This window comes from Microbulbifer thermotolerans (assembly GCF_900112305.1).
In the GTDB taxonomy this organism is placed as follows: domain Bacteria; phylum Pseudomonadota; class Gammaproteobacteria; order Pseudomonadales; family Cellvibrionaceae; genus Microbulbifer; species Microbulbifer thermotolerans.
In genome coordinates this window covers 31,399-45,137 of sequence record NZ_FOKT01000005.1, presented here as the reverse complement: position 1 = coordinate 45,137, position 13,739 = coordinate 31,399, and the positions used below count along the sequence as shown (strand labels likewise).

Here is a 13,739-nt window from a genome sequence, read left to right as displayed (position 1 = left end):
TCTGAGCCACGCCGATTCAATATGGAGGCATCTACGAGATTATCCAGTCTCAATCGAAATTCAGTGCTATTGAACAACCTGCAGCACGGACTGCATCAATGATTTGACTTCCACATTTGCGAACAATCCATCAACAAAGGAGTTGTAATCCGCCACAAAACCTTCGTGTTTCGGCAGGTCACCAAAGATAGAAGACACGGTCAAAAAGGCAGGTATGCCTTCGCTAGGCTGACGGGCCAATTCGTGCAGCTCATCCGCCATCGCATCGTTGACTTCCAGCGCATTACCCGCTTGATCCGCATGCATTGCACTGTAATAACACCACGCAGCGATAGTAAGCGCAGAGAGACGGAATTCACCTTTACGCTTCAAATTCTCTACCACCGTCGGCACCAAAAATGTAGCCACCTTAGAAGAGCTGTCCAGGCAAATCCGAGATAATGCATCCTTGATATTCGGATTGCCAAATCGCTCGAGAAGTGTCGACTTGTACGCACTCAAGTCGATACCTTCCAGCGGAGGCAACACTGGTGTCACTTCCTCATCCATAAACTTTGTCAAGAACTCGGCAAATACGGGATCCCGAACACACTCATCAATTGTTTTGTAGCCATGCAGTGACCCCAACATACCAAGCACAGTATGACCCGCATTCAGCAAGCGGATTTTCATCGTTTCATACGGCGTAACGTCGGGCACAAACTGCGCACCAACCTTATCCCAATCCGGCCGCCCCTGGCTGAAGCGGTCTTCAATCACCCATTGCAAAAACTTCTCACAAGTGACCGGCCATTTGTCCTCAAGGCCAATTTCTGATCTTAAATATTCAATATCAGATGGAGTGGTCACCGGAGTGATACGGTCAACCATTGCATTTGGGAATGACACCTCCCGCTCAATCCACAACGCAAGATCGGCATCCAGTTCCCGAGCGTAGGCCACTAATATCTTGCGTGTTACATCGCCATTGTGTTGAATATTGTCACAAGATTGGATGGTAAACGGGACTTTACCAGCTTCTTTACGCTGTTTAAGCGCGGCGACAAGATAACCAAAAACAAGACGCGGGGCTTCAGGATGCGCCAAGTCATGCTTAACATCCGGGTTATCAAAGTTAAACTCGCCAGTAGCTGGATTATAGTTATAACCCGCTTCGGTAATGGTTAATGAAACTATTTTGGTTTCATCTGCGGCCATCTTATCAATGACCACCTGTGGATTATCACACCCCAGTAAAAAATTGGTCAGGCTACCGATGACGCGATTTTCTATCCGGCCATCAGAATGTTTTACCATAAGGGTATATAAGTAATCCTGATTTTCGAGGATATCTTTCATTTTTCGGTCTGCCTCGCGCAGACCGACACCGCAGATTCCCCAACGTAAATCTCCGGTATGCCCCATATATTCATCGGTATAAAAGGCCTGATGAGAACGGTGAAAACCACCCACGCCCACGTGCACAATACCGGTTTTTACCAGCTTTCTATCATATTCCGGAACTATTACATTGTTAGGGAGAGACTTTAAATTATTATCATTCAACGCCATAACATTTAGGCTGGGCATATTAAACTTCCTCTGCCAACTGCAATGCCTGTGCCTTCTGCCGCTTCATTGCCCAGTAGGCTGAAACAAAATAAACGACAGTACAAGCAAATCCAAATTTGTAAAAGAGATCTCGATTTTGCGCGTATTCAGCCATATCTGAACTAAAGAACATGGTGTTAACCGCCAACGCCACGGTTATACCCAAGCTGGCATAAGCAATCGATTTCAGAACATTTGAGAATGAGCTTGACTCTGGCTCAATTTCCGGATTAATACGCGCCAGCTCTTCCTGGTGCTTTTCAACCTCCCGTTCAAAACGGGCCATTTCCGCCGCTTCTTTTTCATACCTTTCGTTAGCGCCATACGCCCTGGAAAGCAGGGAGTACACAACGATAGTGAAAATCCAGGTCGGCAGGAAGAGGTAGTAGAACGGCATAACATTGATGACATTCAGTCCAAAACCAAACAACAATCCCAACCCCCAGGCAGAAACAGCTGGAGTGCTGTGCGTCAGCTTGCGGTAACTAACCCAATAGCGTGTCAAACCAATTCTTGGAAAGATAAAGTGCTCAGCGAACACAATAGCACCAACCGGAACGACCAGTAGGCCGGCGTAGGTCAATAGCGGCAATAACTTGGTGAACACAAAAGGGAAACATGCAATGATAACGGTGACGATACCAACCATTAATGTAGTGATATTGCGCGAATACTGTTTAAATACGGCCTGCGCAGCAAGTCCAGCGCGGTACAAATTCGCGTTCGCCGTTGTCCAGCCGGCAACAATAACGATCACCAGCCCCGACAAGCCTAACGCCTGAAACGCAACGTCCCCTGGATCCAGTTCCGTGATGGACTTTTGTACCAACAATGCAGTTCCTGCGCCCATAATACCAGCCGATATCCAGGCTATATAATGACCGAAAAGCATTCCCGCCGCTGTGCATAAACCGTAGGAACGTTTTTTCGCATAGCGGAGCAATGCCATATCAATAAGACCAAAGTGGGTTATCGTATTCGCTGCCCACGCAAACCCGGCCACTTCAATCAAACCAATACCCGGCTTGCCATTAGGGTCAAGCCCGGTCCATATAGACGTGCTGCCAATCTGCATAAAATCGGACCACCCGGTTAATACCGGATAACCCAACACCGAATTAGACAATGCGGGAATCAGGACCAGAGGACCTGATATGAACATAACGAACAGCCAGGGGGCACAAATCCTGGAGAAGTTTGATACAGCGTTAAAACCATAGGTGGCAACGAGAACAACAATAATTCCAACCGTCAAGACCACCAAGACAAACCACGGATCGGTAGGATACCAATTCAGCTGAGCGGGAATATTTAAAGCAAAGCGCACCGCAGTCGCGGATACGGTAATCATTGCCGCGGAAATCACCGTAAAGATAATGACGTTGGCCCAGTTATAGAGCTTAGTCATCGAGTCCCCCGCAATTTTGTGCAAGTATGTGTACATACTCAAGCGGGTATCAACGGCAATCGGCGTAGTAATAAATGTCCAACTCAAGACGGCAAGAATATTGCCGATTAATAACCCTAACAGGATATCTGTCATGGATGCCCCCAATGCAACAAAGGTCGCACCGAAGACAAATTCTGATGCCGCCACATGCTCTCCGGCATATAGACCTAAAAAGTGGCGCCACCCTTTAAGCTGTTGTTTTGGGACCGGTAACTGCTCCTCTTGCAGGTTACTGATTTGACTCTTAACATCCATCGCTACAACTCTCTTTATAAGCACCGGTGGTTCCCATTCAAGGGTTAACCCCAACGCTTTGTTTTATATCACCCTCGAAAAGGGCAATTTCAGCTATTTCAAACAGCCTCACTATCAATCAGACAACCAGTGAACTCTGCGATCAGAAAGCACTAGCAAAAATTTTTCCGGATACTCTCAGCCAACGTAACAGCTGTCAACCGCTCTTGACTCTGCAGAACTCTTCTAGGGATGCGGGAACATAGTTACAATGCAGCGTTTCTTTGGTGAAAATTCCTCAAGCTTCGAGAGTTTGCGCTAAAACTATTTCAGTCACGCTGCTAAACCACTACGACCATCCTGGCGCCGTGATATCTCCAATTCCCCGAAATCTGTCCCACACACCTGGCTATCAACAAGCAGATGCGGTGCCGCACCACTTTGGGGCATGACCAATTAGCGCATTTCGGACAGATATCTATAACCATACAATTATTGTGGATATAGGAGACACCGCCGATTTTGGGAAGCTCAGCATACCGACAGTCACAAAGTGAGTGTGTGCCACCCCCGCTCGCAACAACTGTCGGTTACAAGGTCTTCGAGTGATTCGCTCCCGGTGCACAGGAAGATTTCGCGGAAAAGAAATTTCCCATAATGGGGTGATTATTCTGAGCCGCCGGATACAGACGGCAGAACTTCAGTGTTTTCTATTTACCGGATTTGTCTATTCAACCGACAAGAACCACACCATCAAAAATTATACTTAAGGAACCTCTGATTAATTCATTTCCTGGCGGCAGAGGTTCTTTGGGGGCGGATGTGAAGCTCAGGTGATAGGACGGATATTTTGAAACCGTCGGATACAGGGATGTATCCGTCGGAGCTACAGGGAAGTACTCGTGCGTTTTCGAAATATCCGTCCTATTGCCTGAGCGCCTCGGAACCTACCACTGTGTCCACGCGAATTAATCAGAGGTTCCTTAAGGAAGCTTTAATGAGTTCACCTGGAAACTGTAGTGTTCTGTGGATCACTCCATTCCATCACCTGATATCAACATCTGACCGCAAACAATATTTACCTTCGCGAAGAAATGAACCTGATACTATTTAGTAAATACACTCCACCGCTTCCATTTTATGCACAGGCACTGCGACAGGATTTTTAATAATTAATTCAGGAATAGGGTGTGGCCAAGACTCAAAAATATACGCCTGTGGCATAATTGGGCAGCTACTTGTTTTATGAGGCGTTCCGAAAAAATCCACCATGTCCATATTAAATTTCAGCACAACAGTTTCAAATGGATTATAAATCGATAGCATCATACCGGTTTCATTTTCAACCTGATTGAACTTTATAATAATGGTCTTATCTGGATTGGAATTTTCAGAAGCCTCTTTCATATTGACCAGCTTTCCATCCTCTAGCTCCGCCTCTACGTAAAACGATTCACCCGGAAGCACAGATATCATCTCATTGAACACCCTCGGCCAATAGAGCGGTATCATCTGATCTACAGGTTCGCCATCTGTCCGGAATGTGACATGTATATTTCGCCTGCACGGGTGATCTTTACATACTTTTACTAAAGACTGCGTCTCTTCTAGAGCACTTTCTGATGCATTGCCCTCCATAGTGCCTGTCTGACAGGCCGAAAGTAATAAGGCGACCGGAAGAACTTTAAATTTTTTCACGCTTTATTTCCTTATTTTTTATTCAAAAAATACGCATAAATCAGCCCCCTTACATACGATATTTATTTTGACAAGCTTGTGCAATAAAAAGTACAGGCCGGAAAATTAAATATGGCCGGCGATTTGCCGGCCATATAAAGTTTACCCTGCAGGGCGGACTTCACTGCACCTGGCAGGTTACGGCTTGTAGATTACCGGGTTCACCCTGCATACCGAAACTGGCGCTGGCACCCGGCTGCAAGTTGCCGTTGTAGTCCACGTTAGTACCGGAGATCAGGCCGCCGCTTGAGGTGCTGAGGTTGATTCCCCAGGCATTGCTGATGGTTACCTCCTGCCCGAAATCCATTTGCACCGCCCAACCGTTAAGCGCTTGGCCACCACTATTGGTGACAGTGAAGTTTTGTACAAAACCGCCCCCCCAGTCGTCCCGCGATTCCACGGTGCACACCACCCCGCCGCCGGAACTCGAGGATGACGAGGAACTGGAGCCACTTGAAGAGCTTGAACTACTTGAGGAGCTCGAGGAGCTGGAACTAGCCGACGAACTGGAACTGCTCGATGAGCTGGAACTGCTCGATGAACTGGAGTTGTCCACCGGATCGGCGTACAACAAACCGCGGCCATTGGTCCCCAGGTATACGCGGCCATAGATGCGCGGATCGCCGGTGATGGCTTCGCCCATATTACCGTATTGGTGTTTGTCATCGTTGATACGCACCCAACCTGCACCCTGGTCGGTGGAGCGGAATACACCGGTAACGCCGTCTATGGTACCGACGAGATAGAGAGCCTGATAATCGGCGCCCGGTGCCGGTGCGCCCAGACCAATATTGATGCCTTTTTCCACGTTGGCAAATTTGTCGAAGCTGGCACCGGAATCCGTGGAGCGCCAAAGTCCGCTTACGGCGCCGTCGATGCCGCCACCCGCTAACCAGATATGCCCTTCCCGCCCTGGTGCGGCGAGGAATCTTGCTGATTGCGGCAAACCGCTGACGGTAGCTGCGAAACTGGCGCCACCATCGGTAGATATATAAAAAGTACCGTCTTTGAAGCCATAAAACTTTTGCGGGTTGACCCTATCACTCTCTACCCGCGCACCCTGCGGTAGGCCCTCGGATTGGCTCCAGTCGCTGCCCAGGGTAGTGGAATAATGCACAGGGGCCCCCTGAGGACTCCATACGATTGTGCCGCCATCTGCACCCATAGCGACACTCCCACCGCCCGTTACACCGGCCGGCTCCTGAGGCTGCCACCAGCTGTCCCCAGCGGAGCTGGAGACACCGATATGGGCTGTGTCGGAGTCACCCACGCGCACCATAATGCTGGGGTCCAGCTCGGCAAAGTCGATACTTCTGGTGCTAGTAAGGTTGGGCTGCTGGTACATCAATTCCGGAACCAAATGAAGGTTTTCGTGCTTAAACCCACCGATATCGCCGAGGGCAGAAAATATATGTGCACTACCTGAAGGCGGGCTGGCCAGATCCAGTACTGCAGTTTCCTCCAGCCCGCGAACCATGGGCCGAATGGTAACAACACCACCACTATCCCAGTTGGTGAGATTAGTGGCGCCGTATATGGTAGCGCCGGTGCCGTACATAAAGCGGTTGGAATTGTGTGGATCGATTTCCACCGATTCATTCATCCAACCCAGTTTTGGGGCTTCCTCCGGCGGCTGTGGTTGGGCACCGAAACTGAGCCACGGTACACTGCGGATATCCATTTCGTAGCGCTTGCTGCGGTTGGGATAGCCATTCCAATCCCATATGCGCGTCCAGCTGGCGCCGCCGTCAGTGGAGCGGAACATGATAGTGTCCGGCCACCAGGAGATCTGAGAGGCCACCATAATGGTGTTCGGCTGACTGCGATCGATAGTCAGACCGGAAAAACCATAGTAAAGATCGTCGCCGCTGACCGGAGTGATATCGGTCCAGGTTTCGGTTTGCGCATTGAATTTCCACACGGCGCCACTGCCGCCGTCATAGGGTCCCCCGGTATCGCTGGTGGCAACATAGAGCACGCCGTTGACTTCGTCGTATACGCCCTTGTGAGGTATATAACCTGTGGGTGCGCCTGGTATGGCTTCCCAGGTGGCACCGCCATCTGTGGAGCGGTAGAGGGATTCGTTGAGATCGGCCACCCCCACATAAATAACTTCAGAACCCATTCCATGGGTGCCCGAAGAGGAATCGAAGGTGACCCAGACTACTCCCTGCAACTGATTTAAGTAGTTATTGGGGTCATCGGGGTCCTGGGCGTAGGTGCCGGGATTGGGGAAATTGCTCACCTCCGACCAGGTCACCCCGAAATCGGTACTGCGCCAGAGGCCATTGCCCCCTTCCGCACCGAAATAAATGGTGCTGTTGTCGTTGGGGTCTATTGCCAGCCGCTCGCCCATGCCGCGGCCGGGCATATTGCCGCCGATATGGAAAGGCAGCTCGGTCACCTGCCAGGTTGCACCGCGGTCGGTGGAGCGGGCGATAGCGCCATTGTTTGGGTCCCAGCCATTAGTGTACATCCCCAGTGCGGCGTAAACGCGATCCGGATCCACCGGGTCGGTGGCAAGACTCAAAACACCGTTCCAACCCCACTTTTCCCAACCGACCCAATCCAGCAGTGGAATCCACGTCTCCGCATGCTTATCCCAGCGGTAGGCACCGCCGATATCCGTGCGCGCATAAATCAGATTCGGTTCGGTGCGATTGAAAATAATTCCCGGCACAAAACCACCGCCGTCGATGCGCACATTACCCCATCTATATTGTTCGCTGGGCACAGCCCATGCGGATGACACCAGCCCCAAGGTCAAGAGTCCCGAAGCCACTCCCGCAGATAGTTTTCGCAAGTTCATCGCTGATTTTCCTCGTCCTTTTTGAGAGATAAATCCGTGGAGGCGGGATACGTCTGCAGTGCGCTTCCACGGAGCGCACTGCAACTGCGAAAATTTATGATTTATATGACTATTTACGGCAAAAGAACTGCTGATTAATCCGCTTATGGCGGTGAAGATACCTCTCGGCTTACTGGGGAGCTCGGGCCCAGTCAATTCCGCCTGAACCCGGCTCGTCGGCGAGTCTTACCAGATGCCTGGCACGAATCGATAACGCACCTGACGGCAATACTCCCGGTAGTCCGCATCCATACTTAAATGCCGCTCTTCCGTAATCGCCCGCCAGTAGTAGATCCATGTCATCAGAAGCAGGCCGAGCGTATGCCCCAGAGCCAACTGCCAACTGCCGTGGAATCCCTGGAACAAAATGACCGGAAACATCACACACCACCAGGCAAAGTTTTTTGCCGCATAGGCGGGGTGACGCACAAGGCTGTAGAGACCGGTGCGGATGATTCCGCGATGTGTCAGGTTGGAAAAGCGCACGCCGAAATGGACGGTGGCAGCCACATAGATCAGATAGCTGGCCAACATCATCGCGGTAAACAAGGTCACCAACCAGGGCGAACCCAGCTGCAGCACTTCGCGCTCTCCGGGCGCAGCGTAGTAGAGCCCGAGGAACATCTGGAACGGCGGGTAGCACAACAGGCATACCACCCAGCCGAGCAAAGTGGGTTCCGCAGACACCGTCTGGTTATCAAACCAGCGACTGGAGACCATATAACCGCACCAGGCCAGAGCGACGTCAATGGAAAATACCAGTGCTACAGTAATATTGAAAAAATCCAGGTTGAATTGCCTGTGACTGTAGCGGTTTTCCGCAATCGCCGCGGGGAGGCCATCAAACATATAACCGACATTGTTCACCAGGTGGGGAAACTGGTCGGCAAAAAACACCGTCATCAACGGCGCAAAGAAAAGCTTCACCAATAAGGCGCGCAGGTTTTTCCTATCTGCCTCTTCGAATTTTGGCCGTCGGCCGGCCAAAAACCGCATTGCCTTGATACAGCTGTGTGCCAAATCCAGCTTGTCCGCCGCCTTGGAATGCTTTAAAGCCCGAGTGAGTATCACATAGGGCAAACCACCCCAGAGCCAGGCGACCCACGCCAAATCCAATAGGCGGAACCAGGGCTGATAGTAGGGGTGGTTGCGCGCAAAGCCGTATTCACCAGCGCTGTGAAAGAAAAAGATTACCAGGGCCAACAGGCCCAAATAGGTCAGGTAGTAAAGCACGCTGTGCAGAGCAAACACGAGCCAGTAGCCGTGCCGCAATTTTGGGTCCAGGCGAAAAAAATCGGACCCGTGCCACAATCGCAGGCGCAGCAATTCCACCAACAGCATAACAGCGGCGCTGAAAACCAGCGCCGCCAGAATACTGTCCAGGCGGTTGTCAGTAATCTGCCAACCACCGATGGAAAGCCCTTTGCTCAATACCTGATGGGCGTTGTACCAAGCCGCGCAAAGGAGCACTGCTAAGGCACCGGCCGCGCCGGAAATCCAGGCGCGGTCGGTGATCCAGCTCCGCGCTCCGCTGACAACGCGGGCGCGGGCATCGGCAGTGGCTACTGCGCCGTGCATGTGACGGCTCCGAGGTTACCGGGGGTGCCCTGCATACCGAAGGTGGCACTCTGGCCCGGCTGCAGGCTGCCGTTGTAGCTGACGTTGCTGGCACTCAGCTGGCTACCGGACGTGGAGGACAAACTGGCGTTCCAGTGGTTCCCAATCGTCACCTCCTGCCCGAAATCCAGCAGCACGGTCCAACCATCCACAGGCTCGCTGCCCTCGTTGGTCACAGTGATATTGTTAAGCACAAATCCCGCGCCCCAGTCATCCATTTGCCCAACGGTACAACCTAGGCTGCCCGCTGGCGCCTCAGCCACTTCAAAGGTGACACTGTCGCTCGCACTCAACTCTTCGCCGTCCTGCGTCGCGACAAGTTTCAACATGTAGAAGCCGATCTCATCCGGAGCCTGTACGGTGAGAGTTCCGGAGCCGCTGCCAGTGGCAACCAGGGTGCCGTCCAGATAGAGATTAACGCCCTCGGCGTTTTGCAGGTTGTACTGCACCCGGACATCCGCACCCGGTGCGAAGCGGGCACCATCCACGGGACTGGTGATATTGACAGCGGGAATTTCCGGCGCTTCCACCTCAATGGAAATGGTGGCCGGCTGGGAAGTTGCGCCGTCGTTGTCGGTCACGGTAAAGGTAAAGCTGTCGGTACCGAAGAAGCCCGCCGCCGGTGTGTACAGTCGGCTGGCGCCACTGCCTTCCAGGGTGCCGTTGGCCGGACCGTTCACCACGGTGTAAGCGGCAATGCTACCGTCGCTGTCGCTGCCGCTCAGGGTGACGGACAGGGATGTTTCGTAAGGCGTGGACAGATTTTGACTGTCTGCAGAAGGCGCACAGTTAACGCCGGTGTCACCGCCGCAACCACCACCGGGTTCCTGGCCCCACACCAATTCACCGTCATCGTAGAGGGCAATCAGCGGCGCTTCTTTACGGGTGCTGTTGTATCCATCCCATGAAGGATCGTTCTCGGGATCCCAGGGTGCGCCCTCAGGTGCGCCGATGCGATACTGAGTTTCCTTTTTCGAGGCGGACTGACCACCGGGATAAATATCTACTCCAGCAAAGGAAACTTCCACATAGTAGATATTGTCTGCAGGATCGCCCCAGGGGTGCGGGCCAGTAAAACCACTGCCCTGGTTGTAGCCGCTGGAAAGAACCAAATCTTCGGGGCCATAGCCTGCATCCACCAGCTCGGAAATATCGATCCAGTAACGCAGACTCAGATTGTCAGTAAGCCGCGCCGGCCATGCAGTGCGGTTGTGTACATAGGAGCTGATCTCTGTGTGACGCGCACTGCTGGAATTGAGTTTGGCGTCTACAAACAGCTCTACGTCACGGGTTTCCGGCGCCGGGAACTGGCTATCGGGAATCGGATTGCCGCCGAAATCGAGCCACAGGCGCGCGAGCGCTCCGGTGAAACCAGCGTTGTAATCAGTGGCCACTTCGTTCAGCACATAGTCGCCGCGGTCGTTGACGAAGTTATCACTGGTGTCCGGGCCACCCACCAGGGCGCCTACCAGCGTGTGGCGGTTCTCTACCGGGTCTTGCAGGCTATCATTCCAAGAGCCGTGGGCCGTACGGTGGTGGGGCGAGGTGGGATAGACGCTGCCGTATCCGATCTGATAACTCATATTCATCGGGTTGTCGCCCAGCAGGTATTCCATCTGCCCTACAGCAAAATTGTAATAGTCCTGCGCACGGGAATTGCCCGGATCCGCAGACTGCAGGTAATCGGAATAAATCAGCGCGATAAATGCGGTATTGGCAGCGTAGCGGGCCGCGCCCCACTGATCCAAATGGGCGAGACCACCGGGGGTGTAGGTAACCCGGTTGCCCTCGTAGCCGGTGCTCCAGTAATCCAGCCAACGCTCGGCGTCGGCGCGGTACTGATCGTCTCCGGTGAGTTTGGCCATCAGCACATAGCTGCCGTAACTCTTGTCGTCCCAGGCATGGGTCCAACGATAGGATTTGATGGGCTGCTGCGGTTCGGTGGACAGATTGTCGTAGTAGCTGACCGCCTTATCCAGATAGCTCTGTTCACCAGTGGCGCGATAGAGCCAAGCGGCGCCCCAAACAAGTTCGTCGTTGTATCCGCTCCAGGAGTTGTAATAGCTGGCCGCATCGGTGATGCAATCGGTGTATTTGCCCCGGTAGTTGTCGGCAAAGCTGTACAGCTGCTTGGCGTGCTCCAGCAAGTTGGCCGCGTACGCAGCGTCGGTGGATTCAAACACCATGGAAATGGCAGCCAGTGCCGCGGCTGTCTCCCCGGCCAGATCGGAGCCCGGGCAATTGGCATCGATCTTATAAGATGGGCGCTCCATGGGCATCACTTCCGCCGAACCCCACCAACCGTGGTCCAGGCCGCCGTTACCAACCTGCCCCCAGAATTCGTTCGGGGCTGTATGCGCCTTAACGAAGTAATCAGCCACGAAGCGCAGGTTGTTCATCATGTGCTGCAACTGGCCGGTTTGCTCATAGGCCTCGCGGTTTTCCACCACCCCCCAGGCCAACATGGTGGCACTCGACGCCATGGGAAATCCGAACTTCACATGGTCGCCGGCATCGTACCAACCGCCCAGCAAATCCACATTGTTGTCAGCACCGTCGGTCATGCCGGAATCACCGCGCCATTCATTGCGGTTCCAGTCGGGAATGGGACCGGATTGCTGCGCCTCATAAAAGTAAATGGACTTTTGCAGCGCTTCGCCGTAATTGGGCGCGGCAATGGCATCGACCGCCAGTGTCGCGCCGGCAATGATGGCGCACAGTGGTTTCATTAAATACTTCGTAGACTTCATAACATCCTCTTTTTTTTGTTAGTGATGCCTATTTTTCCTTCTCACTAAGAGAGAAAGAATCGCTAAACAGACATCCGATCAAGATATGTTTACTGGGCGGAACAAATCACTGCACCGAGATCACCGGGGGCGCCCTGCATTCCGAACACCGCGCTCTCGCCCGGTTGCAAGCTACCGTTGTAACCGGCATTGCCGCCAATGAGCTCCGAGCCACTACTGTTTTGCAGCGCTATACCCCATGCGTTGCTGATATCCACCGGCTGCTCAAACTGCAGCTGCACCGTCCATCCATCCACCGCGCCGGTACCATTGTTGGTGACGGTGAAGTTATTCAGCACAAAGCCCTCACCCCAGTCGTTTACACTGCCGGCAGTGCACGTGAGAGCGCCGCTGCCACCAGAGGACGACGAACTACTGGAGCTGGAAGAACTACTGGAACTGGAAGAGCTGCTGGAGCTGGACGACGAACTGCTTCCGGAAGAGCTGGAACTGCTGCTGGAAGAAGTACCGCCGCAAGCGGGAAATACGCTGGCGCAACGCGCGGTTTGCGCAATACCATTTTCCCCGTGAATTAACCGCTGCCCCCATTCAGACAAGTTATTGGGGTCCCAGTTAACCGTCATATCCAGGTAGGGTTCCGTATTGCCGGACCAGGACCAACCCAGGTAGCCGATGCCGCGCGCCTCGGCTTCCGCGAGTATCGCGTCTTCGTCCACAGGCTGTCCCTGGTGTTCATACGCGAATTCGCCCACCATCAGCGGCAGCTGCATATCCTCAAAGGCCTGCATATAGTCCGCCACCGTGCCGCGGTCCGGATAGACCTGATACATATGCACGGAGAAAAGCGTATTGGCCAAGGGGTCGGCGGCAAATATCTGCGCGGCGTTGTCCCGCAAATAGCCCTGCCAGTCCTGTCCCCAGTTGGCCGCATCGACAACGAGAGTATGCGTCAGACCCGCTTCACGCAGAGTCTGAATAGCGGCACTGGTATCCTCCACGTAGGCACTTTCCGACACCGTATTACCGAAGGGTTCGTTGGCGATATTGATCAGGATGTAATCTTCCTGCCCTTCAATCGCCGCACGAATATCCGGACTTATCCAGTACTGTGCCGCCTCCGAAATATGAATAGCCGCACCGTCTTCTCCCCAGCCGGTGGCATCGTGTACTTCCAGTACACAGATGAGTGAAAGGGATTTACAACGGGCAATTACATCGGCCACGTCGGCACCGTCATTGCGGCTCCAGCGCCCCCCGGTGGCCAGCACGACACGCACGGCGTTGGCGCCAGTGGCTGCGATGTCTGCCAGGGCCTGTGGTGTCTTGTCCCTGTACCAGGTATGGGCATGGTTGACGCCGCGCATCACGAAAGGCTCACCATTGGCATCCAGCAGCTGACCGTTCTCAATGGAGAAACCCGCCCAACTGTTGGCCGCCAGCAACAAGCCCGCCGCAGCTATGCATTGAGATAACTTTTTCATTTTTCACCCTTGCTGCAGACCCCCTCCACAAA

Annotated in this window: 7 protein-coding genes; all 7 read right to left on the bottom strand. The window is 53.2% G+C overall.

What is annotated here, in order from left to right:
* Window positions 1-66 precede the first annotated feature (66 nt).
* The 7 genes from BM155_RS09030 to BM155_RS17555 all read right to left on the bottom strand — a co-directional run bounded on the left by BM155_RS09030 (window position 67) and on the right by BM155_RS17555 (window position 13,707).
* Complete coding sequence (locus tag BM155_RS09030; protein WP_074902675.1) at window positions 67-1,569, bottom strand: mannitol dehydrogenase family protein; 1,503 nt, start codon at window positions 1,567-1,569, stop codon at window positions 67-69.
* Between the two features lies 1 nt (window position 1,570).
* Complete coding sequence (locus BM155_RS09025; RefSeq protein ID WP_074902672.1) at window positions 1,571-3,295, bottom strand: purine-cytosine permease family protein; 1,725 nt, start codon at window positions 3,293-3,295, stop codon at window positions 1,571-1,573.
* 1,089 nt (window positions 3,296-4,384) lie between these two features.
* On the bottom strand, window positions 4,385-4,972 hold the full coding sequence (locus tag BM155_RS17040) for a hypothetical protein (RefSeq protein ID WP_139223200.1): 588 nt from the start codon (window positions 4,970-4,972) through the stop codon (window positions 4,385-4,387).
* Between the two features lie 160 nt (window positions 4,973-5,132).
* Window positions 5,133-7,820: a cellulose binding domain-containing protein gene (locus BM155_RS09015; RefSeq protein WP_074902664.1), complete on the bottom strand. Its 2,688-nt coding sequence runs from the start codon at window positions 7,818-7,820 to the stop codon at window positions 5,133-5,135.
* Between the two features lie 225 nt (window positions 7,821-8,045).
* Window positions 8,046-9,437 carry a methyltransferase family protein gene (locus BM155_RS09010; protein WP_067155586.1) on the bottom strand — a complete coding sequence of 464 codons (1,392 nt, stop codon included), beginning with the start codon at window positions 9,435-9,437 and terminating at the stop codon, window positions 8,046-8,048.
* Complete coding sequence (locus tag BM155_RS09005; RefSeq protein WP_067155588.1) at window positions 9,422-12,226, bottom strand: glycoside hydrolase family 9 protein; 2,805 nt, start codon at window positions 12,224-12,226, stop codon at window positions 9,422-9,424. The genes BM155_RS09010 and BM155_RS09005 overlap by 16 nt, the downstream gene beginning before the upstream one ends.
* Window positions 12,227-12,315: 89 nt before the next feature.
* Window positions 12,316-13,707, bottom strand: coding sequence for a cellulase family glycosylhydrolase (locus tag BM155_RS17555; protein ID WP_067155591.1), 1,392 nt, complete (start codon window positions 13,705-13,707; stop codon window positions 12,316-12,318).
* Between the last annotated feature and the right edge of the window lie 32 nt (window positions 13,708-13,739).